The 26,692-nt window shown below is 34.6% G+C and carries 22 protein-coding genes and 1 CRISPR repeat array; of the genes, 9 read left to right on the top strand and 13 right to left on the bottom strand.

Annotation, left to right across the window (positions count from 1 at the left end; translation table 11 throughout):
- Positions 1-39: 39 nt before the first annotated feature.
- From P9E47_RS17770 to P9E47_RS17780, 3 genes are all read right to left on the bottom strand, one after another.
- Entirely contained in the window at positions 40-978 is a 939-nt protein-coding gene (locus P9E47_RS17770; RefSeq protein WP_326164187.1) for an SDR family NAD(P)-dependent oxidoreductase, read from the bottom strand.
- 49 nt (positions 979-1,027) lie between these two features.
- Positions 1,028-1,603, bottom strand: a complete 576-nt coding sequence (locus P9E47_RS17775; protein ID WP_326164189.1) for a TetR/AcrR family transcriptional regulator — start codon at positions 1,601-1,603, stop codon at positions 1,028-1,030.
- A gap of 74 nt (positions 1,604-1,677) precedes the next feature.
- On the bottom strand, positions 1,678-2,181 hold the full coding sequence (locus P9E47_RS17780; protein ID WP_003330661.1) for a hypothetical protein: 504 nt from the start codon (positions 2,179-2,181) through the stop codon (positions 1,678-1,680).
- 261 nt (positions 2,182-2,442) lie between these two features.
- Between P9E47_RS17780 and sstT the strand changes: the two genes are divergently transcribed.
- The gene (gene sstT, locus P9E47_RS17785; RefSeq protein ID WP_326164190.1) at positions 2,443-3,681 is read left to right on the top strand and encodes a serine/threonine transporter SstT; all 1,239 of its coding nucleotides are present in this window, start codon (positions 2,443-2,445) and stop codon (positions 3,679-3,681) included.
- A gap of 85 nt (positions 3,682-3,766) precedes the next feature.
- Complete coding sequence (locus P9E47_RS17790) at positions 3,767-4,648, top strand: DMT family transporter (RefSeq protein WP_003330663.1); 882 nt, start codon at positions 3,767-3,769, stop codon at positions 4,646-4,648.
- A gap of 39 nt (positions 4,649-4,687) precedes the next feature.
- Here P9E47_RS17790 and P9E47_RS17795 read toward each other — a convergent pair whose 3' ends face one another.
- From P9E47_RS17795 to cas3, 10 genes are all read right to left on the bottom strand, one after another.
- Positions 4,688-6,067: an MDR family MFS transporter gene (locus tag P9E47_RS17795; protein WP_003330664.1), complete on the bottom strand. Its 1,380-nt coding sequence runs from the start codon at positions 6,065-6,067 to the stop codon at positions 4,688-4,690.
- A 132-nt stretch (positions 6,068-6,199) separates the two neighbouring features.
- Positions 6,200-7,117, bottom strand: coding sequence for an AEC family transporter (locus P9E47_RS17800; protein WP_326164191.1), 918 nt, complete (start codon positions 7,115-7,117; stop codon positions 6,200-6,202).
- A gap of 196 nt (positions 7,118-7,313) precedes the next feature.
- Positions 7,314-7,961, bottom strand: coding sequence for a CRISPR-associated protein Cas4 (gene cas4 / locus P9E47_RS17805; protein ID WP_326164193.1), 648 nt, complete (start codon positions 7,959-7,961; stop codon positions 7,314-7,316).
- A 14-nt stretch (positions 7,962-7,975) separates the two neighbouring features.
- On the bottom strand, positions 7,976-8,242 hold the full coding sequence (cas2, locus tag P9E47_RS17810) for a CRISPR-associated endonuclease Cas2 (protein WP_003330667.1): 267 nt from the start codon (positions 8,240-8,242) through the stop codon (positions 7,976-7,978).
- A gap of 3 nt (positions 8,243-8,245) precedes the next feature.
- Positions 8,246-9,268: a CRISPR-associated endonuclease Cas1 gene (cas1, locus tag P9E47_RS17815; RefSeq protein ID WP_326164195.1), complete on the bottom strand. Its 1,023-nt coding sequence runs from the start codon at positions 9,266-9,268 to the stop codon at positions 8,246-8,248.
- Between the two features lie 111 nt (positions 9,269-9,379).
- Positions 9,380-10,972: direct repeats of the CRISPR family, unit length 37 nt; unit sequence GTTGCAATCCTCTATAATCGAGGTTCTGCTTTGATAC.
- A gap of 226 nt (positions 10,973-11,198) precedes the next feature.
- Positions 11,199-12,194, bottom strand: coding sequence for a CRISPR system precrRNA processing endoribonuclease RAMP protein Cas6 (gene cas6, locus P9E47_RS17820; protein WP_003330669.1), 996 nt, complete (start codon positions 12,192-12,194; stop codon positions 11,199-11,201).
- A gap of 14 nt (positions 12,195-12,208) precedes the next feature.
- Positions 12,209-12,913, bottom strand: a complete 705-nt coding sequence (gene cas5a, locus P9E47_RS17825; protein ID WP_003330671.1) for a type I-A CRISPR-associated protein Cas5a — start codon at positions 12,911-12,913, stop codon at positions 12,209-12,211.
- Positions 12,914-12,924: 11 nt separating this feature from the next.
- The gene (locus tag P9E47_RS17830; protein ID WP_003330672.1) at positions 12,925-13,860 is read right to left on the bottom strand and encodes a DevR family CRISPR-associated autoregulator; all 936 of its coding nucleotides are present in this window, start codon (positions 13,858-13,860) and stop codon (positions 12,925-12,927) included.
- Positions 13,857-15,554, bottom strand: a complete 1,698-nt coding sequence (locus P9E47_RS17835; RefSeq protein ID WP_003330673.1) for a hypothetical protein — start codon at positions 15,552-15,554, stop codon at positions 13,857-13,859. Before P9E47_RS17835 ends, P9E47_RS17830 begins: the two co-directional genes overlap by 4 nt.
- 11 nt (positions 15,555-15,565) lie before the next feature.
- The gene (gene cas3 / locus P9E47_RS17840) at positions 15,566-17,905 is read right to left on the bottom strand and encodes a CRISPR-associated helicase Cas3' (RefSeq protein WP_003330674.1); all 2,340 of its coding nucleotides are present in this window, start codon (positions 17,903-17,905) and stop codon (positions 15,566-15,568) included.
- Positions 17,906-18,613: 708 nt separating this feature from the next.
- Here cas3 and P9E47_RS17845 point away from each other — a divergent pair.
- The 7 genes from P9E47_RS17845 (at position 18,614) to P9E47_RS17875 (ending at position 26,649) form a co-directional block, all read left to right on the top strand.
- Positions 18,614-18,982: a helix-turn-helix domain-containing protein gene (locus tag P9E47_RS17845; RefSeq protein ID WP_003330675.1), complete on the top strand. Its 369-nt coding sequence runs from the start codon at positions 18,614-18,616 to the stop codon at positions 18,980-18,982.
- Positions 18,975-19,793, top strand: coding sequence for an ImmA/IrrE family metallo-endopeptidase (locus P9E47_RS17850; protein ID WP_003330676.1), 819 nt, complete (start codon positions 18,975-18,977; stop codon positions 19,791-19,793). The genes P9E47_RS17845 and P9E47_RS17850 overlap by 8 nt, the downstream gene beginning before the upstream one ends.
- Positions 19,786-20,361, top strand: a complete 576-nt coding sequence (locus P9E47_RS17855; protein WP_326164197.1) for a PIN domain-containing protein — start codon at positions 19,786-19,788, stop codon at positions 20,359-20,361. Before P9E47_RS17850 ends, P9E47_RS17855 begins: the two co-directional genes overlap by 8 nt.
- Before the next feature lie 130 nt (positions 20,362-20,491).
- Positions 20,492-21,697: a hypothetical protein gene (locus P9E47_RS17860; RefSeq protein ID WP_003330678.1), complete on the top strand. Its 1,206-nt coding sequence runs from the start codon at positions 20,492-20,494 to the stop codon at positions 21,695-21,697.
- Between the two features lie 3 nt (positions 21,698-21,700).
- A complete protein-coding gene (locus tag P9E47_RS17865) occupies positions 21,701-22,354 on the top strand; it encodes a hypothetical protein (protein WP_003330679.1) in 654 nt (217 codons plus the stop codon).
- Positions 22,338-25,226: an AAA family ATPase gene (locus P9E47_RS17870; RefSeq protein ID WP_326164199.1), complete on the top strand. Its 2,889-nt coding sequence runs from the start codon at positions 22,338-22,340 to the stop codon at positions 25,224-25,226. The genes P9E47_RS17865 and P9E47_RS17870 overlap by 17 nt, the downstream gene beginning before the upstream one ends.
- Positions 25,183-26,649, top strand: coding sequence for a Wadjet anti-phage system protein JetD domain-containing protein (locus P9E47_RS17875; RefSeq protein WP_326164200.1), 1,467 nt, complete (start codon positions 25,183-25,185; stop codon positions 26,647-26,649). The genes P9E47_RS17870 and P9E47_RS17875 overlap by 44 nt, the downstream gene beginning before the upstream one ends.
- Positions 26,650-26,692: the final 43 nt, after the last annotated feature.

Consider the following 26,692-nt stretch of genomic DNA (forward strand, 5'->3'; position numbering starts at 1 on the left):
AAAAAGACAGGTGATGACAAGTTATATAAAATTTTCATATTAGGTTAAACTACGAAGCATATAATCTATCGTTTGTTTTACTCCATCTTGATAAGGTGTTTTAGGAATACTTTTAATCGCCCGCTCTAGCTTCCCACCATCTAAAACTACCGGATCTTCCGTCAAATAGAACATTTCCACAACTTCTCTCATGTTTTTATCAAATAAACCTAGAAACTTTACCATCCCCTTTGATACCGTGCCTACCTTTTTGCTATAGCCAGTATGTTCACACAAGATATCTACGATTTCGTCACCAGTAATGACCCCACTGCCTGGTATATTCCAATGCTGCCCGTAAGCTGAATCAAGGAATGCCAGCTCTACTAAAGCTTTTGCTCCATCCGGAGTAAAAATGTACTCCCTTGAAATTTTCTTATCCCCCACAAATAATGTTTTTTTGTTTTTTATTACGCCTTCCAAAGTGTAATTTAGTATTGTATTGGTGGCATTCGGGCCATAAAAATCAGGAAAATGAGCAATTAAGAAAGGCAGATTCGATTGTTTTACCATTGTCTCAAGCTGCAAGCGAATGTTTCCTTTTTTCGTATGAGGCTTTTTCGGAGTATCCTCCGTAACTAAGTGGCCCGGGTTCTTTCCATAAGCATAGATGTTATCTACCAAAACAAGCTTTGCATTCGCGTGTTTTGCTGTTTCCAAGATATTTTTCATAACAATGTGCAAATCTTGCTCCCACTCAGAATACGGTATACTCATCGCTTGAAAAATCGTATCTACTCCGGCTGAAGCCTCCTTCAAACTCTCCAAATCGAAAACATCACCGGAATTGATCGTGACCCTCGCATTATCCTGAAAAAGCTTTTGAAGTTTTTCCTTTCCACGGGCAAAAGCAACTACATTAATCCCTCTTTGCGCCAATTCCTTTACAATTGAATATCCCATACCGCCTGATGCTCCCAGTACTAATACCTTTTTCATATAATTTCCCCCTATTAATTAACCATTGGTCAATAAAATTCAAAAAAAATTATTTCCTTAACATCGCTCTTAAAATAAAATTCACATGTGTTTCAGCTAAGGAACGCACATCTTTGTACGTTTGGCCACTTCTGCAATAATGGGAAACAAACCCGTGTAAGGACAGAAACATAGACCAAATCTCAGTTAAAGTAACTTGGTTTCCGCATAAAGAGAATACGGCTTTGGCAAATTTCTCATAACTTAGAATTGGCTCCTCTTGCTGACAACTTCTCACTTCTTCGTCTTTTATAAGAAACATAATTTCATAATGACTTTGATGTGTCAGACCGAATTCGATAAATCCTAAGAAAACCTCCTTGAGCTTACTTTCCGGATCTAATGGCTTATTCATAATGTCTTCAAGCGTCTGATCAAGTAAGAAAAAATCTGCCTTCACGAGCTCATAAAATAAGCCTGCTTTATTCTTAAAGTGATAATAAATTGCCCCATGACTATAGCCTAAGGCCTTTGAAATTTGCCTCATTGACACATGTTCATAGCCATTTTTCATGAACAATTCTCGTGCTGTATCCATTATGATTTCACGTGTAAGTTCTTGTTCAACTGCTTTTCTTGGTGACATTTTTATCCCTCATCAAGATTTTATTAACCGCCGTTCAATAACAATATATCACGATCAGTAATATTTTCCAATTATTAATTTTTATTATTTTTTTCCCAATAATCGTAAATAGCTTCTTTTATTACTTCGGCTACATCCTTACTTTTCTGCTTTTTCAGCCATTCAACTTGATCTATAGGTAAAGTTAATTTTAAAGTAACCTTTTCATTTGGCATTTCATATTTCCTTATTTCTTCTAATGTTATTCCCTCCTCTATATTTGGAAATGATAAATCATTCTCATTTACTATTTGAAAATCAATGTATTCACTGACATCACTTATCTCACAGAAAAGATTTAGCTGTGGTAGTCCACCTGACAGACTTTTTAGGTTCATATAAGACGTTATCATTCTGCCATCCTGTAATTCTATTTCAACAATTAAGTTTTCTTCATTTCGATATTTTTTAACGACAACTTCACTAACAATAATATCCAAGTCTAAGGTGTAGCCTGAACTAGACTCCAGAATATAAATAGCGCTATTAAATATATGAATATCTTCACCATCGATTTTTACAGCTTTAACCTTAACCATATTCTATGCTCCCTCCCATACACTATTTCGACAAATAACAGCAATAACCTGTATATAATCTGGACTTTTTAAGTAACTTAACAAAGAAATTATATTTTGATTTTATATATATCAATATAGCACTTACAAATATTTCAATATAATAATTTGTTTCACAATTTCTAATATTCATGTTAAAATAAGTGTAAATTTCTTGTGAACATTTGTCTTCACACGGTGAAATGCCTGTATTTTCTAATAATTATTTTTGGAGGGAAGTCAATGAAGGATTTAATTCGCAAGTGGGACCAAATCAGCCTAGTAAAACGAATTCTTATTGGTATTATTATTGGTATTATCCTAGCTATTACGATTCCAGATGCAGTAAAATGGATCACAATTTTTGGTTCCTTATTTGTAGGTGCATTAAAGGCAGTGGCACCAATACTAGTTTTATTCCTAGTTATGTCAGCCATTTCCAAACATAAAAGTGGTCAGCAAACAAATATGAAATCAATTCTTGGCCTTTATGCAATTGGGACATTCCTTGCTGGGGTTACAGGAGTTATTGCAAGCTTTCTTTTTCCTGTTAGTTTAACTCTTACTACCGGTGCAGAAGGTGTAACCCCTCCTAGCGGTATTGTAGAGGTACTTAAATCATTGCTATTTAATATAGTTGACAATCCAGTAAATGCTTTATTGAATGCTAACTATATCGGCATTTTAACTTGGGCTATTGTTTTAGGTATTGCTTTAAAGCATGCTTCTGATTCGACAAAGGACATGCTATCTAATTTTTCTGATGCCATCTCCCAATTAGTTAAATGGGTTATAAGTTTGGCACCACTTGGAATCATGGGGCTTGTCTTCGATGCTATTGTTACAAGCGGACTTTCTGCTTTACTTGATTACGGAAAATTACTTTTAGTATTACTCGGATGCATGTTTTTTGTAGCTCTAGTAGTGAATCCAATTATTGTATACATGAATACTCGTAAAAATCCATTTCCACTTGTTTTACAATGTTTAAGGGAAAGTGGAATTATGGCATTCTTCACACGTAGTTCAGCTGCAAACATTCCAGTAAATATGAGTTTATGTGAAAAACTTAAATTAGATAAAGATACGTATTCAGTTTCCATCCCATTGGGAGCTACTATCAATATGGCTGGTGCAGCTGTTACGATTTCTGTCCTAACACTTGCAGCCGTTCATACTCTAGGCATTCAAGTTGATTTTGCTACTGCGGTAATCCTGTCCGTTTTATCAGCAATCTCAGCTGCAGGTGCTTCAGGTGTTGCCGGAGGTTCATTGTTATTAATTCCGTTAGCATGTAGTTTATTTGGAATTCCAAATGATATCGCAATGCAAGTTGTTGGTGTTGGTTTCATCATCGGTGTCTTACAAGACTCATGTGAGACTGCACTTAATTCCTCTTCTGACGTACTGTTTACAGCAACTGCTGAATACGCAAAGAATCGTAAAGAAGGAAAAGGACTTGTTAATAAAAAGACTGCGTAAACAGTTTTTATGTTTATAAAATGATAAAAAACCCACTTACAAATATCTGCATTGTAAATGGGTTTTTCTTATGGAGTGTACATATATGAAAGGATCTATTTTCTCTTACATAGCATTATTTTTTGGAGTCTTTGCTCTATCAACTTCAGCCATCTTCGTTAAGCTTGCTGATGCGCCATCGGCCATTATCGCCTTTTATCGTTTATTTTTTGCAACTACGATTCTTATGCCCTTTTTGCTAGTCAAAAGAGAGCTTCGCCAAGAGCTGTTGGGCTTGTCCAAAAGACAATGGAGATTAGGCATCTTGTCTGGTTTATTTTTATCCATTCATTATGTACTATGGTTTGAATCATTACGCTATACGTCTGTGGCGAGCTCGACGGTTATTGTTACTTTACAGCCTTTGTTCACCATCGTTGGGGGATATTTTTTATATAAGGAGCGTTATTCCAAGATTGCATTGTTCGGATGTTTAGTAGCCATTTTCGGAAGCTTCATAATCGGGTGGGGTGATTTTCAAATAAGTGGTCAAGCCCTATTCGGTGATATATTAGCGTTTATTGCTGCCGGGGTAATTTCCGGGTATTTTTTAATCGGACAATCTGTTCGTAAAGATTTATCCCTTGTTCCTTATTCCGTGATTGGCTATGGAAGCAGTGCCGTATTCCTTACTATTTATGCACTTACACAGCAACAATCATTCTTTAATTATTCTACCAATACATGGTGGGCATTTTTTGGACTTGCATTTGTTGCTACTATTTTGGGCCAAACCATTTTTAATTGGTTGTTAAAATGGATCAGCAGTTCTGTTATTTCGATGAGCATTCTTGGTGAAACAATTGGAACTTGCATTCTTGCTTATTTCATACTGGGAGAAATTGTTTCACTGCAACAAGGGATTGGAATCTTTATTATTTTAGTTGGACTTGGATTGTTTTTGGTTAGACAAGCGCAGGCTAAATAACATTTAAGGAGCATAGGTTTAGCCCATGCTCCTTATTAATTATTCTGAGGATAGTTCTTTCTCTCTTTTCCCCATTAGCACACCACCAATAGCAATGGCCACCAACGCCAAAATAAATAATAAAATAAACACCGTGTGCAAACTTGACTCCAATTCATATCCCTTTAATTCATCACTTAACCACAAGCCGGAAACGGCAATTCCAATTGCTTGTCCCAAGTTTCTCATAAGATTATTGGATCCAATAGCTGCACCCCGCAAATTCCAATCAACCGCAGATTGGACGATAACCGTAAATACTGTCAATGCCAATCCAAAGCCAAAGCCAAGAATCGCTGTAACAACCATCATGAATGGCAAAGTTGTATTTGCATGAAAGAAAACTAACCCAAAACAGCCAGCTGCATTAATTGCAATGCCAATAACAGCTAGACGTCCAATCGACATTTTACCAAGCCATTTACCTGTTAAAAAGGCTCCGATTGGCCATGTTATTGACATTGGCATAAGCGTTATGCCTGATAGAGTTGCATTTAAATTGGTAACTCCCTGCACCCATAACGGGATATAAAATGTGACGGCCACCAGAATAAAACCTAACAAAAATCCAACTACATTGGCCACCGTAATAGAGTGAATCTTAAATAAAGAAAGCGGCAGCATTGGTTCTTTTCCTTTTGCTTCAATATAAAGAAATAGACAAACACTAACCAAAGCAATTATAAATAAGGCGAAAATACCAGTTGTTATATGTTTTTCTTGTTTCAATAAAGTTAAAGCATACAAAAAGCTTGACATACTTACGGTAAAAGTAAAAATACCTGCATAATCAATAATTTGTTTTTTCTTCTCCACTTGTTCGTGCAAAGAAACTGATAAAAGAATAAATGAAAGGATTCCGAACGGAAGATTCAAAAAGAAAATCCAATGCCAAGTGATTTGGTCAACAATGAAACCACCAGCAAGCGGTCCAATGATTCCAGAAATCCCCCAGACGCTACTGATCAATCCTTGTATTTTCGCACGCAGCTCAAACGAAAAAACATCGCCAATAATTGTGAACGGGATCGTCGTTAATGCTCCTGCACCAATGCCTTGAATTAAACGAAAAACGACTAATTGATGCATCGTTTGCGAAAAGCCCGAAAGCATGGAACCAATTAAAAAAATGATGACACCAATGGTAAACATCTTTTTCCGCCCATATAAATCGGCTAATTTGCCGAAAATAGGTGTACTTATTACTGTTGCCAATAAGTAGATTGAAATGACCCACGTATATAAATGACTTCCACCTAGATCTTCGACAATTTTAGGCATGGCGGTACTTACAATTGTTCCTTCAATTGCTGTTAAAAACGTAGCAATTAACAAAGAAGTAACAACCAATTTTTTATTTGTTTCAGAATTACTGCTCATTTAATATTCTCCTTGTTCTATGATGCTAAATCAAATTTGTCCTAATCCACTATAATACGGCTTTTTTGTTTAGTCAAAAATAAAAAAAGAGCCTCCAATGGACCAAGGGGTCGGGTTCTCTGGCCCATCCCCCTAAAAACTTGCAAAATTATTCAAACAATAGATTGCGAACGGAATTGTAAACAAACTAATAAGCGTCGTTACTAGAGTATTAAAAGAAACCAAATTGGGGTTTACATCAAATTGAATGGCCAGCATCGTCGTATTGGCCGCAACCGGCATTGCGGCTAATAAAATATATACATATTTAATAGTTTCGTTTACAGGCATGAATGAAACTAACACAGCAGCAAGTAAAGGCGAAATAATCATACGAATTAGTGTGACTGTACTAACATATCTCATTGCAAATACTTGTGGTTTAATTTCCGCTAATTGCATACCAAGAAGTAACATCACAGTTGGAATAGAGGCTGACCCTACTAAACTAACACCATCAATAATCGTTGACGGCAATTTTATATGTAAGACCTGCATTAACATCCCTAAACAGGCCCCATAAAGAACAGGCATCCTGACAACTCTCTGAAGTGCTTCCTTCACCGTAGTCGATTTTTCACTTCCAAACGCCGCAATGAAAATCCCAATTGAATTTATGATAAAGGAGTGGAAAACCATAATGATAACCGCATAATCAAAAGCCAACGCCCCAAAAGCGAACATTGCAACCGGCGCCCCATAATTCCCGCTATTTGGAAAAATACTCCCCAACAACATGACTGACAAATCGGTTTTATCTGCTTTAATAATTTTTCCAACGAGAAAAGTTACAACAATCAACAAAATTACAAGTAGAATTGTAAAAAGAAACATATAAAAATACTCGATATTTAATCGATTCTTATAAAAAGTAGAAAAAGTTAAAAATGGTGACATTAAATAAAGAGACATTGTTGATATCGTTTTAATATTCAATTTAAGGACCTTTTGCCCAATAAAGCCGGTCCCAAAGATTAGAAATGCAGGTAAAACTATTAGAAGTAATTCCAATGCAAAAGCGCTTCCTTCCCTATACTTTTTACTATCATTCTTTAAAAATATGTTACTCTGATAATTTACCATGAATTTAGTATAAGGACTAATATTGGGAGTGTTCGGTTCAATTTTATTTAGTTAATAATCAAGGAATTACAAAAAAAGACCCAGGAATCAGATTGGATGAACTGTTCCCAGGTCAGTATTTATTTCAACTTTTATTAAAAAGTTTATTTATAAGTAACCTATCCTGCTCTTTTATTTGAGCTAAATTTGGCAAATCGCAATCGTTACAATATCTTTGGAATTCACAATCCCAACATCTCTTTTTAGAGCGTGGTTCTGGAAAATACTCCTCATTAATAATTTTCTTTATCATTGAAGTAACTTTGCGAACATAAATTTTTTGCTCGTCGGTAATCACTATTGGATATGCTTTTTGTTTAGGGATGATATAAATGTATCCTTTTTTTACCGGTGTATTCGTCATTTCTTCAATACACAATGCATAAGCGGCCAGCTGATATAGAATATTACTATAAATTTTTCCGTCAGTATCTTTACACTCAATTGGGAAATACCGTTGACCAGTTTTATTTTCTGTATCTATAAGGATATCAATTTTTCCAACTAAATTAAGAGACTGCGAGGAAACTGACGGCCCGTAATATCTTTTCCCCTCTAATAGGTCATACCTCTTCAGCGTTCTTCTTTTTTCTTTCTGATTTAATTCATAATGCTGGCTTCTAGCATACTCCATTTTAAAAGTAACTTTTCGAGGTACTGGCTCAACATAATTATAATAAACCACCCTTGGACAATAGATGAACTGTTTAATATCCGTAATATTGATTGACATATTTCTCACCTTTCTTAGATTGCTTCATCAGAATAGTTAAAATCAATTTTAACAACATTTTCAAGGCTATCTTGGCTTAAAGGAAAAATGATGACACTACTCCTCTCACTTTCTCTCAACAAATGTTTTATACGTCGTGTTAATTCTCCATGCAGATTCCTGCTAATTTCTCCAAAAAACGCACTATACTGTACACGAAAAAGGCCATAATCCTTGCACATATTTGCGGTTTTTGTCCGAAGTTTGTCCTCGGTAATATCATAGATTAAAAGAATTTTCATAATTTACCACCTCGAAATGTATCCTTTGAACTTTTTTCCTTCCCTAAAGAAGGTAGCAATTGATCTCGCCTGTAATTGAATAATAGTACGAAGGTGATAGTCATTGCCCTTAAATTCTTCTTTTGATTCAAGACGTTCATTAATATACTCTCTAAGTAATTTTAGTGTTTTATTATCAAGAAAAGTGGACCCATCTTCCTTCTCCTCTGTTCCTGGTTTATGTCCCCTTGTAATCAGGGAAATTATCGGACGATCAACAATAGATGGTCGAAAGATTTCCATTACATCTAATACAAATGAAATACGCCCAGATCGATCCACATGGAAAAAACCCGCGTATGTCTCAAGTCCCGCACGAATAATGGCAGATGTTACCCGCGAGCGTAATATAGCATATCCATAGTTCAACATCATGTTTACCGGATCTTGTAAATGCCAAGCCCTTCCAGGAAATTCTATTCCTTTTTCAGCCAAGATTATTTTTACTGCCTTCCAATAATGCTTCGCTGCATGTGCTTCAGAAGAAATGATTTGGCTTCTAACATTTTCGATTGATACCCCTTCCACTTCTTTTATTCTTTGAATATACATTTTCATATATTCCGTTTGACTTCTTAGATCATCAGCGATTGGAAGCTCTTTTCTACTTTTTAAAAAATATTTGATCGTATTAATCTGATTTTGAACTTTAGCCGTTAATATTTCTTTAGAAAGCTCAATCCCCCGCTCATCATGGTAGCCTCTTAACTGCTCCCTTCGGGCTTTAACGGACCCGTGGTGTGCAGGTGTATAAAGTGTACTAAATGGCTCTTCTTTAAAATCAACAAAATGGACCTGCGTCCCGTTTTCAATCAATTCTTGTATAAGGCTAATTGAAATCATGCCACATTTGTTGCTAATTATTAAATCCTGCAATTCCTTAATGGCATGTTCCTCCACCACTTTCCCTTGTTTTTTTAAAACTAATCGTTCACTTACCTTATGGAGATTCATTCCATAATCATCAACAATTAATTCTTTTAACATTTCTCTTCCCCCTTTATAGCTTTTATTCTAGTTATCTCCAAAAATGGCAAAAAAAATAAGCCTTTTTTGAGGCTTTTTGAAAATTTTTTAATTTCCTATTTTAATTTGGCTTTTTCAATCCTCTATATTTGAGGTTCTGCTTTAATACTCGTTCTCAGAAAGGATGTTCTAGATTGATTAAAGATCGGTTGCAATCCTTTATAATCGAGACTCCGCTTTAATACTCCTCCCCTAAATACTCATACCAGCCGGTTCTTGCTACGTTGCAATCCTCTATAATCGAGGTTCTGCTTTGATACCTTTGCGGTTACGAACAGCATTGTAACGTCTTTGAATGTTGCAATCCTCTATAATCGAGGTTCTGCTTTGATACGGAACAGTAATTGCTGGATTATTAAGCGGAATTAGTGTTGCAATCCTCTATAATCGAGGTTCTGCTTTGATACGGTACAGTTGGTAGGTTGGATGCAGATGTAATAGTTATGTTGCAATCCTCTATAATCGAGGTTCTGCTTTGATACGAAATGGCATTAAGGCAACAAATTGCCGAAGAATCAAGTTGCAATCCTCTATAATCGAGGTTCTGCTTTGATACGAAGAACAGGCACGAATAGCACAAGCTGAACAAGTGCGTTGCAATCCTCTATAATCGAGGTTCTGCTTTGATACATTTTTGAAGTAGTAGGAGAAGTAGATAACTGTTTTGGTTGCAATCCTCTATAATCGAGGTTCTGCTTTGATACCTTAAATTGGTTATCTAGGTCCCTTATTCTGTAATCGTTGCAATCCTCTATAATCGAGGTTCTGCTTTGATACTGATATAAAGAAACAAACTCATCGAAACTATAAGCTGTTGCAATCCTCTATAATCGAGGTTCTGCTTTGATACAATCGGCGTGGTGGGTCAGATGAACATTACAAAGCATGTTGCAATCCTCTATAATCGAGGTTCTGCTTTGATACAATGAGAGTCTATAAAAAAATGATGCAAACTGAACAGGTTGCAATCCTCTATAATCGAGGTTCTGCTTTGATACCGGTCCTTTTCACCGATTCGCATCGATTCACGGAAGAAGTTGCAATCCTCTATAATCGAGGTTCTGCTTTGATACTTGGTTTAACCAGCACCTCGGCGGAATAACAGCTGCGTTGCAATCCTCTATAATCGAGGTTCTGCTTTGATACTTAATGCACATTCGATTCAAATTGCGAAGTAAGAAGTTGCAATCCTCTATAATCGAGGTTCTGCTTTGATACTCGACGATGACGGAATCACCGGCTTTTAATTCATACTCGTTGCAATCCTCTATAATCGAGGTTCTGCTTTGATACACTTGGGATAAAGATTTAGGTAAATACAAATTGGTTGAGTTGCAATCCTCTATAATCGAGGTTCTGCTTTGATACAGACCATGTTTGACTTATCTATGCAAGAAGCGATTTCGTTGCAATCCTCTATAATCGAGGTTCTGCTTTGATACAGGGATTGACGACATGATTGACGACGGAATGAATCGGTTGCAATCCTCTATAATCGAGGTTCTGCTTTGATACACAAGCTAAAGGCTATTTACCGCTTAACCTTTTTATGAAGTTGCAATCCTCTATAATCGAGGTTCTGCTTTGATACACTGTGGTGGGGCCCCGTTGGGGTGGGGCCGCGGTGAGTTGCAATCCTCTATAATCGAGGTTCTGCTTTGATACCGTATTTTTTCATGACGGTCAAAAGCTTATGTATCAAGGCTTTCAAAATTCTTACAATATATCAATTCTAATTTTAATACGAATATGCTTTTTCTGCAATAAATGCCCCCTCTCCTTCGAAAACATAAAATAACGATATAATGACCACAAAAAATAATCATTCCAATTATAATAAAAAGTACCATCAAAAATCATATAGGTTTGCTGACGGTACCTAAATAAGGTTTCATTTAATAATTACTTTTACACTTCCTAAACCGAATACTGGATTTTTCCCTATATTGCACCATTCAGCTAGTTTCAGCCAAGGTAAATACGGCTGAAAATCTCCTTTGTATATTGCGTTACCCACAATTCCACCCATTTTCAATCTCTGCTTTTGACGATTAGAATACCTTTCCCAGCTTGTCCATTCTACATTTGCATTTAAACAAGTAACTTCTTGCTCGGCTTGTTGAAAAAGTCCATTGAAATCAAAATCAAGTTTTGGTTCATCCTGATGAAAATACAATAATGCTGTAATCCGACGGCAGGCGGACCGTAGGAGCATATGAAATTCAGGCGTAGATACAAATTCCCCTGCATATTTTAGACGTACTGGTGAAATAAAATGAATATGGCATGTTTGAGCCGTTGAATCAGCTTTGGAATTAAAAATATCTTCACCAGTTAGAGGGGAAAAATCATTTCTAAGTAATCGGTCATCAGCTTGATAAATAGATTTAATCCAATCTCCATGCTGATCGACGGTAAAAATCTGTCTTAATTTTGCATGTTTCCTCCCCTTTCCAAATCCTTGCAACCCCATGGCATCAAGCACATATATAAAATAAGGTAAATATTCAATCCCTTTGCCAAACAGAGTAAACCCTAAAGTAAAACGCTCACCGGGTGCATAATATGTTCTCATATCATTTGGAGGTTCCAAAAGGAACGGTCTTGGAATACTTTCATTATTAACTAAAACTTCCGCACCATCTATTGTGGCTGTTTCAAAAATATACCCATAAGCACATTGTTCTAGATGCTTCGAAGCAAAACCATTTTCTCTATGCGGACACGTGCAGGCAACTTCCCGGAAGACATGTCCAAAGCTTCCCCGGAAAGTTGCTCCTTTGTATGGTGGTAGTTCTAATCCATCTGGGCCTGCCTCATAAATGGCCGTGAATTTGGCTAACTTTATTTTTGATAGATAATGAATGATTTCTTGATTACTTTTCATTAATCAATATACCCCTAATCGATTCTCTCATAATGAGAAAAGCCTCTACTAGACTTTGTTAATTTATATGGCACCCCTACTTGCTTAAATATCCTATCTTTCCCAATCGAGGCTGATTTTGAACCATAATTATTAATAGATTCAAATTTAGCCTTTTCACCCATATCGTCTAAGTACTGAATTATTAAAGATTTCGGCATACTTATTTTTTTATCCTCGAGCAGAAAAGTAAAAGTTTGATCTAATGACATTGCTTCTGTTATATCCAAAAATTGAACAAAACAACCCCGTTTGCCTAGTTGATTAATATGTATGAGTAGTTGTTTCAATTTTTGAACATTAGCATTTGCCAACTTCTCAATGTGTATTGCCACATATAGTGAGCCACTGAATAATATATATTCTCTTAATGCAACTGATGATGTAAAAACTTGACTAGGGTCTTCCGCCAATACTTCTTTCCTTGATTCTTTAAGAATTTTTACAAATGAATTTTGAACAGTTGCTTTTTTAGGCGGCTTAAAACGAATATCCAATTCTTTAATCCACTTAAATTCAGCTTCTCCATCCAAACCAATATTATAGGAGGCATTAATTAAAGCCATTTTAAAAGCAAACATTGTCGGCAATAAATTTGTTTTTCCGCCTGAACTAGTTGCTAATGAACTTTTCAAGGAGAATGGAGTTGTAAAAGTGTATTCGGCTATTAGCCATTTCATACCATCACCTTCTAATCCAATTCTTGAATAAGGTCTGTCATAAATTGAGTAAATTCAACCTGGCTATCAAATTTCTTAGCCTCAAGCTTACCTTCATAAATACGATTTAACTGTCCAACAATTCCTTCAACCTCTTCGCGATAATTACTATTTAAGGCACTAATCGATGGTGCGGGTACAGTTGAATTGGAAAAACTTAGAACTCCCTCAAAACCTAAAATATGTGGATTTTGCGTATTTCGGTGCGCACCCAATGGCTTAATGAAGGTAAACAATATACTTTCAAGTAGAGCTTTTGCCCTGTTTACTCTCTCTTCATCAGTCAACACATATTCCCTTGTAATATCATTAAAACCAATCCTGCTTAATTCCAAGTTTACAACAACAGCATATTTCCCTGAACTTGCTGGTCGATAAAAAATATTTTGCCCTAAATTTGCTCCTGTTTGATCACCTGACCCCGCCGCACGATTATTATCAAATTTAACATGAAAATACGATTCCGTCCGCGTAGAATTCGGCAAGCCCACTAACCACCCAAACTCTACAACGGATTTTCTTGACACGGACCTATTATCTCTGGTAATCATAATTCCTTCAAGATCATCTACTGTACAATATGGCAATAACTGATCAATAATTTTAGCGCTATGTTTTTCTCCATCTAGGTTATCAAAAAAGGCATCATCTCTATTAATCCTATTGGCATCAAGCTTCTTACAGCCATCACATAATGCTAAACTTTTATCGATTGAAACATTTGCTAAATGTTCCGCTTGAATATGCTTTAGCATATCTCCACTGATTGCATTCACTACTTGAAGTTCACCCTCCCCATCTATAATATGGACCATTCTGGTTTGTAATTGGTTTCCTTCACCGCCCTCATTGTTTAAAGCATGCATATCAAGAGTTAATAAACCTGAAATTGTCAAATTATTTATCATTCCCCAGTTCCTCCTTCAACTTTTTTAGGTTTTCCATCATAACAGGATGCAGCGGCAACTAGCATAAGTGCTATTGTTTCATGCTTTTTTGGAAATTGATCAAATAAGCTAATAAAGTCATTAAATGCATCTAATGAAACTAACAATCTTCCTTTGTAGTTTTCTCCTTTTTGTTCCATTTTTCGAGCTGTTTCACGATTATATTCAGAAATAAAATCATTAATCACACTGATAACTTGATCTTCAAATTTTGCCTTTCGTTTTATTTCCTGAAATAATCCATATTGAATTTCAAACTGTTGTTTTCCCTGCGTTTTTCTATATTGTTCATTTACAGTCGCTTCACGCATAGCCTTTGCAATTTCTTGAAAGCCTTTATTGCTTATGATTTCCTTATATATTTGACCCACTCTCTGGCACACTCCTTTAAAAATTTCAAAATTATGTTGGGCAAAATATTTTTTTCGTTCTTTCTGGTTTAAATAAAGTCCTGCATAGGAGGACGTGTACTCGAAGTATTTTTTCCAATCTGAAGTTGATAAAAAGTCTCTGTAAGTATTCAACAATTGCATCTCTTCACTTTTAGTTTCATCTAGTTTTCCTAAAACATTTTTATGATCTTGGATTACATTTATCCAAAGATCGGCGTCTTTCTCATTGTTAATTGGGAACCAATCTGGGAAACTAATAAATGAATTATTGATTAATACCCTACCCGATCCTAAACTTTTAAAATAAGCACCTGATAAGCCTGAAATGATCGTTTTAGGCGTAATATCCATAATCGATAATAAAAAATCATCTTCAGTTGTTGCATTAATGAATCTTTCGGAATTTTCAACCAAAAACTTAACCGTATTAAAAATGACAAATATATCATTTTTACAAGATGTATAATCTCTTTGCTTTAAGAAAGAATCATGCAGGATTAATAAACCTGCAACTGTTACATTATTAGGGACTAAAGTTAAAAATTTCAAATCATCCCATATCGGATAAGCATTCAATACTAAATTTGAGCCAATAAATCGGAGCCATTCCTCAAACCAATCAACAAATTTTGCAGGAATCGAACCGACAGAAATTGATTGTGCTTTTGCTTTGTTAACACCTTTTCCAATAATCGGATTATATGCTTGTACTGCTGAAACAGATGGTTTAAACGCTTCTTTATCAATTGCTTCTTGTTCAAGGGATGAATAAATGTTAAGTCTTCCAATAATTGTTTGTTTTAAATCCTTAATTGGGGCTGCTTGAATATCCTTGTATAATTTATTACTGGTGCCAAGTGCCTGCAAAACTCGCAAACTTTGCATTAATAAATAAATTGGATCTGGTGGCAGAGGGGCTTCCTCCGCATTGTCACTTAAGTTAACGTTAGATTTTTTTCTTCCCCTTTCAGCTTTATATAATTCTTGGTCTCTATAATATTTAAAAGCTTGAACGGGTGCTCCTTCTTCATTCTCTGTAAATTGGACATACCGAAAAACAGGATTTCGCTTTAGTTCCTCAATGTCCATTTGTTCGTAGTCAATTTCCTCGGGAAGCAAGCACCTAAAGTAACCAGGCTGCTCTTCAATTTGAATATCATGTCTATGAAAGAGTATGGATAAGAGCCGCGCTAGTCCAACGGCCGCCAGCGCATCCCCATAACTTCCGAATTTTTTTTGAATATAAAATGTCATTCCACCCATTAAATCACCTCCTAAAGTTTTTCTTGTTGAGATAATTGATCTGCTAGTCTAAGTCTTCTACTAAAGAACCAATACAATAGCCAGCCTAACTTCTGTTTTTCTGCAGCATTTAAAACAAATTTTTCATATAGCATTGCTTTCGACGGCCCTACCTCCCTATTTAAAGGAGTTTCATTTTCGAAAAGTCCTTGTAAACTTTTTCTAATTACTTTAGAAGCATCTTCTATCAAACAATACTCTTCCATTTTTTTAGTATAAGCGCCATGGTGCCTTTTTATGGTTGAATACATTGATAGAATTATTTGTCCGGCTATTTCTTTTTCTAGCTGTAAGTTTTTTGTTTGCAATTCTAAAATTGGTAGAACTGCACATGCTCCTTCAGCAGCATGATGGGCTCGTTTAAATTCTTTCTCTTTTTCTTTTTGTAAATGATATGGATTTGATGGGTCAAAATCTGTATGTGCTAAATACTCTTTCGTTTCATCACCAATAATTTTCTTCTGCCATTTTTGGGAAACTAGGACATTCTTTTCAATTAGTTTTCCAGCATCATGCAAAGCGCCAACTAATTCTGCAAGTTCACCTACAAAATTTGAATTACAATTCAATATTTGAGCAAATTGACTAGTTACAACATTATATTTATCATCAGAACTGCGTATTTTTTTCCGGACATCCAAAGCATGTTCCACATATGTTTCTTTTTTATATGAAAATCTTTGCCTTTTTTCAATTTCAGATAAAGTTTCCTTTGAAATAAATTCTCCTTTATCTAAAGAAAATCCAATTTCCTTACTATAACTGGCTATCTTAGGGGATAACGCAACAAATAAATAATTATAAATATTTTTTATATCTTCTACTAAGTTCCAATGGACTTCTTTAGAGTATTTGCTTTGATAATCGTTTGGAAACTCAGGATAAAAGACATACTTGCTTGGCTGTTCAATATTTCTTAAATAATTTAGCAAAGTACTATATGGAATTGAAAAGTACTCTGGTTTTTTATATAAGTCAAGCTCCCAAGGCTTAGGATGGATAAGAACTTGGATATTATCTATATCTCTAATTAGATTTTTAATAGATGAACGATTGCCTTCACTTTGCGTCTTTTCCACCAATTCTCGAACTTTACTAAATGATAAGCTGTTTAATAACTTTTCCTCACGATTTGCATGAACAGTTTCCACCATTTCTAATTCCTCAATCGCTGTCATAAATAATGGAGTTTGTTCTTTCAAATAATCCCCGGTTCGATTTACCAAATCCTCATCATATGGCAAATGATTGTTTATTGCATATACAAATACTTTGCCGATAAATTCTCCATATCTCTCACATCTTCCGATTCTTTGAATTAATGCATTTGCAGGACATAAGTCAGAAATTAATACTGATGCAGATATGTCCAATCCAACCTCAACAACTTGATTTGCGATTACAATTATTTCTTTTTTTGAGCTGCGTTTTAGACAATCCTTTATTTTGAGCTCCAATGTATCTCTATCTTCCTTGAGAAATCGAGCATGAAGACAAACTACTTCAATATCAAAACCACTTCTTTTTATCTTTTCTGTCAACTCATTGTACAGTGCCTGAACTTTCTTAACAGTATTAACGACAACTAATGTTCGATCTTTATGTTGTTTTAAAATTACTTCAGCATCTATCGGAATATCACACCAAATAACTTCTCTTTTCCTTACCTCATTCATAGATGTTTGTAATTGGACAATGTCTTGACCTGATACAACTTGATACTTGCCTTTAATTTTACTAGAAATAGCATCCAAATATTTTTCTGTAGCTGTTGCAGTCATCATACAAGTCCGAACAAAAGGAGATAGAAAATTCATCATATCTACATAGGTAGCTAACGATTTGTCTGCTTCAAGCAAATGGAACTCATCTAATACAATGTAAGATCCCATTAAAGCACCAGGAGCTATATTACTTGCATTTTTAGATGTTCCGTAGGAAAGGCCAAGATAGGCAGCTAGTATTTGATCAATGGTTGTAACAATAACATCTCCTTCAAAATATGGATCTTCATTTTGTCCACCCATTTGAACAGTGACTTTTAAATTTCTTTTTTCTAAAATAGGTTTTATTGTATTTGCCACAGCTGTCACTAAAGTCCGTTGCGGCAATACGTAAAACATACGATCGGCAAATAATATATTATTTTCTTTGGCATATACAAAGGGAATGACGCTCATCCATGTCTTTCCGGAACCTGTCGGGGCCGTTATAACAAACTTTTCATTTTTAAAAATCTCTTGACTTGCTTGTAATTGAAATGGATAAGGATTGTACCCTGTTAGTTCTTTAAATAATGTTTCTATTACCACACACCTCCCCTTTCTAAAAAGCCCCTAAACGGGGAAAAAATAAATACTCACAAATAAATAATAACTTTTTCAATCCTCAATAAGAGTAAATAGCAATACAAGTGGAAACAATTATTATTGGTAGAAAGAGAATTTTAATCTCTTTCTACTTACACATTTTTTTCTGAAGCGCTAAGATAGATAATTGTCTTAGCGCCTTTTTATGTTTTTCTTAATAATTTTTCAATAGTGATTAAACTGAACAATCAATCAATGAGCAATGCATATATTACAAATCCCTCCATTTTCAAACCTCCTTTCACTATTTAGTAATTTCCGTTTTGAGCCTTTATAATACGTTATTTACAAAAAAATATTAACTGGGTGTCATTATTCGACAATATATATCATACTTGAAATTTTCTTCTACCAGGTACGATAACCGTATCGGTAAATTAATATTTATTCATATAAAGAATTCTAAATTTCTTCAATGATCCCTTTTAAATTATTTGAATATTTTGCGTAAAAAATTCAACAAAATAATTTTATAAAAAGAGTCATTATTTTTTCTGACTCACTCTAAATCACTCTTAACTTCCTGTATAATAACCTAATGTTTTTACGAAGTTTAATACACGAGTTGTTTACAAATAATAAATATTTGTTCATGAATCATTGACTTTCGTTTAACTTGTATATTACAGTAACCTTAAGGAGGAATCTACAATGAAAACAATTTTTGAGGCTATTGGCGAGAAAATTACTCTTTTTATTGAAAAACATCATATAACCCAACAAGAATTCGCTGATCGGATTGGGGTTTCTAAGCAAGTAATGAGTAAAATCGTTAAGGGGCAAAAGGCTACAAATATTCAAGAAATACAGAAAATTGCTGATGTAATGAATATTTCAGTTGATGAATTAATCAATCATGAGTCCCAAACAAATGTGATTGAAGATCCTATTCTATTTATGATGGATAGAACCGGAAATTCAAAGATAAGGCAACATTTGCAATTTCTTGACTTTGTTATGGATGAGATCATTGAATTAGAGGAACTTTCTCAAGAATCCAGGAGGATCATTCATGAATAAGATTCCATATTTACCCCATCTGGAAATGAAGGATTTAGAGGAAAAGGCAAATAGTAAATTGATTGAACTCCACAAGACATCTCGCATATTAGGTAGACATGTATTAAATATTGTTAAAAAAGAAGCCACTCTCCTGCAATCTCCTTTCCCAGATGATAATCTCTGTGCGTTTGTTTGTCAAAAAAAAGGGTATTTATTTGTTTATATTAATAGCCAAATACCTGAAGAAAAGCAGAACTTTGCAGCCGCCCACGAACTCTACCACATTTGGTTTGATAAGGATTTTCTTACTAACCCTGAAATGTTAAATAGTACCACTTTAAATGATGAAACTGATAATATTCGTGAATTACGTGCTAATTTATTTGCAGCTTTGCTGTTGATACCAAAGCATGTCCTAGAGCAAGAGTTAATGTTTTTAGAAATTACAAAGAACGAGCTTAAATCAGAACATGTTGTAGAATTAGCCCATACATTCGAAGTTCCATATAAATCAATGGTTCGAAGACTTTATGAGATTGGTTATATAAATAAAACTATGACGGAGCAGCTTTATAGTGAACCATATGTATCAATCATTCGAAGAAAATTACAACTAGAAAATGGAGAAATTATCAAACCAGTTATTCATTACGAAGGGTTAACAAAGAATGCAATTGATCTTTATCAAGAAGGGCTCATTACACCAAAAAGGCTTCGAAATCTTCTTTCCCTTCTTCAAAAAGAGCCAAAAGATTTTGGAATTGAACTTCCCGACGAACTCCCAAGTGAAGATGAAATAGATAAACTTTTGGAGGAAGAAGATGGATAATTTACAATCTTACATTTGGCCAAAAGCTATCTTAGATGCTGATTTTGCAATTAAACTAGGGAGATTAAGAAAATATAAAATTATTGAGAACATCTTGCCAAATTATGTTGGGAATTTACTGATTCATGAATATGTGTATAAGAATGAAATTCTTACGCCCAAGGATACCAAAGACCAGATTGATTCATTGATATACGATAAACGTGCAGAGATAGTTAATGAAGAAAAGTTAGCAAAATTAGGTGCCGTTTTTTTGACTTTGTACCAAGATATAATTGAAAAATTAAGAAAGTCAAAGAAAACTAGGGAACACGGAAGTCACTGGGGAGAAATCGTTTCTATAGCTTTTGCCCAGACAGCTAATATACCCTATTTTCTTTCCGATGAAACAGATCAACAATCATTTATAAATGAACACTTTACCTCCCCTACTCAAGTAATACGAATTGAAAATTTAGTCCAAACAATAAAAAAACAAGGCGGTAAACGAAAAGACGCTTTGCTGATATGGACAATTGCTGGATATAGCAAAGAACGTTTCAAAAATGACCTGTGGCCTCAAAAATAGAGGCCACTTTTTTATATAACTCTCCTAATCAATCTTTTTATCACACCACCAAAATTACCTCATTTTTCAGGTATACCCTCCTCCATTCCTGTCAATACTTCTACTAAACAGATAATAGGAGGGGATAGATTTGGAGGAAACCCGGTTGGAGCAGCTTCCAAATATTGAGTACATTAGTGGCTTTTCGTATTTATTCCGATTATTAAGCCATTTAACAAGTTCAAGAGAATTATTCGAGCATAAGATGCATGTCATTATGCAATTATCAAGCGATTTAACCAGCGGAAATTTTTCTAAAGCTGATATTGAAGCAATGTTCCCTCAATATCACAAAAGACAATTAGATTCTATTATCAATAGTTTAATAGATGGGGGCTGGCTTGATCGACAAGATGGAACACTTACATACGAATTCACTAACCCTGGTATGCTATTTGCCCGTTTTCTTCCTTTTTTATATGAAGGGGATGAGCTGGACAGCATGGCATTTCAGCTTGCCTTAAAAGATATGCTGGAAGCCGCTGAACACATGAATCTTGGAATAATTTCTCTAGAATTCCTTCGCAACCAGTCGATTCACGCTGTAATGAGAAATATTGATGAAATTGAAACTGCACTTATCTCAAAAAATGAAGCCAGAATAAAAGATGCCCTTCATAAGACGGACAAGTTCCTTGATAACATCGGAGATTTCATCAAGCGTTTTAAAGACATAAACCAATACAAACGTAAGAACAAACTAGAAATCACCGAGAAAGATAAAGAGTCTATTCAATGCCTCTTTGATTTTGAAATGAAAATTACTACATTATTTGAATATAGGAAAAGAGCCCTTATACAAGTTGCTTCAATGGGCAATGGTGTATTTACAAAAGAGGATGTTGATCGTTTCTTATATCAGACAACCTTTGACCAGTTATCTTTATTATTATGGAACGCCCATTACACACCGTCCCATTCCAAATGGATTGATACAGATGGAATTGTAGTAGCATTGGAAGAATTCCTTAGACTAAAAAAGTTGCATACATCCAGAAAAATTAGTCCAAGAGTCTATGGTGGGCATGAGGCCCCTAAAAACTTTGAACCGAGCTATATCGAAAAAACTTTAAATCACATTCGTTTGTTATTAGACAAAAATGAAGATATTAAGCTAGAAGACTTTTTATTTCAATTTAACAATCAGACTGATGTCTTTATGTACTTATCATCCATCAACTTTCTTAGTGAAAAATCATTCACACCTTTTGAATTGCATTCAACCGTTCGCACAAAAGAATTTGACCATAAGATATTACGTCTATTGTCAGAAGCTTTATTACAAAGGAGGAAATGATCAATGAAAGGTTTGACCCATTATACTACTGAAGAAATTTGCGCGATATTAACAACAGGGCCAATTCCAAGAAACGAACTTTTGTCTTTACAATTTGATTTTCATTTGAGATCAGAGGTTACCAAAATACTTAGTTGTGCTGGATATGAATTTGTCGATGATCCAATTTCCAATTGTTATGACGCCAGAATAAAAAAAGAGGTTTATAACCTAAACCATATGCTGGAAAAAGAGCTAGGGTCTATGAATCTCACCATGCCGGCCAAAGCAATGATAGCAATTTTATGGTGTTCATTAATACTTCCGAAATTTGATCGGAATTTTCAAAGAAACCTAACAGAAGAACTAACCGTAACAGAAGACCAGCTTTATGAAAACTATAAAGAGCAACTTAGCAGCAAAACAAATTTAAAAAGAATTTTGACTACCCTTAAACAATTAGGCTTTATTGAAACTGTCCGGGGAGAAAACGCATTTAAAGCTGGACCACGTTTAACAACCGCATTAGATTCTACGACTATGTATGACAAAGTAAAAGCAAAGTTGATTGAGTTTTTAGTGAACGAAAACGATGAAAAACATCGGCATGCAAAGAATCTATTTTTACCTGAGAAGAATGAAATAAAGGAGGATACCGATTATGAGTCTGTTAGCTAAAAAAGGTAGATTTATACCCCTTCATCTTTTATCTGTTGAAGCAGAAGGGTTTTCCTACCTTCCTCGGCAGGTTATTTTAATTCATGAAAGCATCACCGTTGTTAACGGGGAAAATGGGTCAGGAAAGACGACCTTTTTAAATATGCTTCGCGTCTTGTTCGGTGCAACCAAATTTGATAATGGTCATACTTTCAAAACTTTTTTTGAGCGTGATCATGTCCATTTTATTTATATCATCGGTCGTTTCGATAACACCATTCATCCTGAATATCAAAAAAGGCCTTTCCAAGAAATCGGGAAATACAATGATCGTGTATCTGTTGTTTGCCGACTAACAAACGATAATCCTGTAAAAAGAGAGTTTCTGATTTTTGACGGGAATTTTGATTTAGAAATTCACTTGAAAGACAACATAAAGTGGCTTGAAGTTGGGCATTATTTATCACATATGGAGCAAGTTGGGATGTCAAAAGCATTGGCAAATGTCTTTAGCCTTTATCAAGGGAACACTGAAAAGCTTTTAGGGCTAAATGAGGAACAACTTGCAGATTATTTATTACAGATTTGCGGAGAACAAGAACGAATTGATAAATTTAACAATATAAAAATTAATCTTGAAGAGCTCTATAAGCAATATCAAGAACTCGGAAGACAAAAACAGCAAGAAGAACTAGTCATTCAAAATGTTAAACAAAAAATTGATCGTATAAAACAAATTAAGCAAAATGAACAGCAATTAGAGGAAAACCAATTTAATAAAGAGTTAGCAGTCGTTAAAGATATGAAGGAAATCATGAACGAGCAGGAAGCATTGTTAAATACGTTGAAAGACGAGAAATTACTAATTGAACAAAACATTAATACAACTAATAATGACATAAATACAACAAATCATGAAATCGAAAAATATAGTAATGCACTTTCTAACGTTAATAAAAAAATTGATGATAATCATAGGCAAACGATCTCGTTAACAGAAAAGAAAATAAATTTAGAAACGAAAGCAAATGATTTACTCAGGTTTATTAACAAATATAAGCACATTGTACCTGTCTCATTAGAAAAACTAAATCACGAGCTATCAGATATAACCGATTTATATAAAAGACAAGTTACCATTGTACAAAACCTTCAGCATAAAGAAGATACGATAATGGGTAAAATTCATCATATTAAGACAACGCACTCTGCCCATTACCCAAGTATCGTTTCCAAAATGATTGAAAAGTTAAAAGAACGACAATTAAATCATTTATTACTCGCGGAACAACTTGAAATTACCGATAATAAATGGCGTCATGCTATTGAGGCTTTACTTGGGGCGGAACGTTTTACAATTACTGTTGATGAACATGCGATCATTGAAACTATGAAAATTGCGCAAGAAATTGGATATCCTTACTGGATTTCTCCTTTCAAACCCGTTTCACTTTCATATAAAAATGAGTCAATACTGTCAAAAGTTAATGTCCTGGATGAGCGTATCACAGGCTACATAGAAAGATTTAAAAATTTTATGATGGCTGAAAGTATGGAAGCAGCATGGGATTGGGTCCAGAAAGACTTTAACGCATTGCTATACAAACCTACACCTTATCAAGTTATCAGTCGCGGCGGCCGTTCAATTCACCCTAATGGGATTTATTGTGGAAGAAAGTCGTACCTCCTCCAACTGGAACAGCTGCAAGAAGATTTAAATAATATTCAACAAAAACTGGACTCAGAGAAAGCAAAAGAAAATGAATTACAAATTGAACTAGAGAGTGTTAACAAAGCCATCGAGGATCAAAAAATGCGTGCATTGATACCAGACAAAGAAAATGAACATCTTTCTTTAACAGGAGATCTCCAAATAGTTTTGAATTCACTCACAGATTTTAATGTACAAATCCAATCTCTAAGGAAAGAGAGAGAAAAGGTTCAACAACTTGCTTCAAAATATTCAAGGCGACACGGGAAATTAAACTATGCATTAACTAATTTACAATCAAAACAAAAAGAAATTTTTCAAAAACAATCTGATATAATGACATCTCTTGATACTTTAAAATCTCAATATAATAGTACAGTTTCAAAACTATCAAAAGATCAAATCAAGAAACTTTCAGATTGTTCATATTTAGAATCAATTAAAACCGTTGAACATTATACAACCTTGATTAGCAGCTTGCAAAATATGATTCAGCAACTTCGAAACACAGGTGAACCCATTCAGCCTGGTGAAGAAAATATTGTTGCACTTGAGGAAAAATATAATATCCACTTAAAGTTGCTGCAAAACCATCTAAATGAAATCTCGGAAACTGAAGCAAAACTAGAAAACTTGAGAAAAAAACATGATGAAGCCCAAGAGGAGTATCTTGAAATGGTTGAGGAAGTCTTTAGAAAGGTAAAAAAATCGTTAGAAGAATTGGCGGCACAAGGCAATATAAATGCTACATTAAAGTTAATTAATGTAGGTAATGAAAGGTGGAAAATTGACTATAAAGTTGGTTTCCACGGGAAGGTTCCTGTTAGCTATAGAACAAAAACTGCATTTAGCGGCGGCCAAAAGGTAATTATCTCTTTACTTTTAACACTATCAGCAATTCAAGCAGATGGTATGTTAAATTTCATGATCTTAGATGAGCCATTTGCTCATTTAGATCAGGAAAGAACAGAATTAGTCAGTCAGTTCCTTAAAAAGACCGGCGCACAATATATAATTGCAATGCCTTATTCAGAAAACCTGAAGCTATTATATCCTTTTGCCGATATGTCACTTAACTTTAGACCAAAACGGGAGAATCAAGAAATGGCTCCTCCAATAAACTACGGAATAGTGAACGATGAATTCATTAAACAACAAACCCAGTACAAAGCATCGTCATAATATAACCTACCTGCAAGAGTGGGGGCAATGGGAACGGAAAGATGGATATTTAGTTCGGGAAAAGAGAAGGTATAGTTTTTGTGGAGATTGTGGCTATCGTAAAAATCTACGTAGCGAAGAAATTGAAACTGTCGGCGGTAATGACCTACAAATGCATCCGATCAATTTTCTTAACGCTAGTGAAATAAAAATTGCAAATCATATTTTAAAAGAGCTCTATAAGTCCAATAATAAAAAACGCTGGAATTCTTGGAAGGATTCATTATTTAAAAAATGGAATTTTGGTCTTGTAGAAATAACTATCGATAAGCTACATATGCATGGTTTTATAATTAAACGAAAAAGAAAGGATAAAACAAGAATCAATCATTGGAACCTTCATTGCATATTGTTTAATGAAGATTTTATGGTATCAATTGAAAGTTTTTTAAAAATTAATAAAGTAAAGAAACAAAAGTGGGAGGAAGTTCCCTTCCCTCCCCTTTCACCTGCTGGCTTAGGTAATGCAAAAATTCTGTTTGACTTAATCCAGACAAATCAAAAGCATTATAATAATAATGGTGGAGCGTTAATTGAATGTATAAATGGTGAGAAACTTGTTTTTCCAAAGAGTTCTGGAAATGCTTATTTGAAAATAGTTAGAGGGCTTCATGGTTTATATCAACTAACACTATCAGAGCGCCACTTATTTTTAAGGGAATTTTCTCAAGAATTTTTCGGCGATACAAAATTATTTTCTAGGAATGACCGGGATAAAGTGGATCGAATTGTTGGGGACGTTGAAAAATTTGGGTTGCTTCAATCGAGAAACGAGGTTTTGATTTCTGGAATTTTTGAATGGGCATGGAATGGAGAAATCGGGAATTCTAGGGCAATTAAAAATTACCTTGCCCTCCCTCGGGATATGGTTTCCGAAATTAAATTAACACAATGGCAAGGAAAAAAATTATTAATTATAGAAAACCAAGATTTATTTATTAGTGTGGCTAAAGGCAATGTGCTAAATAAAAATGAATGGATTATTCTATTTGGCAGCGGTTATTTATCTGCAGAAGAATATACTATTATTCGAGAGTTAATTCCTTTAGGTCTTCAACAAATTTATTTTTGGTGTGACCTTGATCCCTACGGATTTTTAATTACTGATAATTTTATAAAAAACACAAACACTAACATACCGATCTATTTATTTGGCTTTAACTCCAATTGGTTTTCAAAGTTACCAGTATATAAGGAACTATTACAGACAGATAAAAGTGAGATAGATAAATTACTAAAGGAAGATATCCCGTTTCAGATCAAAGAAGTATTATTCATGATGAAGGAAACTGGTTTTAAAGGTGAACAGGAATATTTCATCAACTTCCTTGATAGAAAAACTTTTGAAAAAACAATCCTTGCTGAAAGTATAAAACTTAATTAACTTTTAAAAACACGGTAATTCATGGCCGTGTTTTTATGCTTTG

The organism is Schinkia azotoformans (genome assembly GCF_035811335.1).
Lineage (GTDB): Bacteria > Bacillota > Bacilli > Bacillales > Bacillaceae_J > Schinkia > Schinkia azotoformans.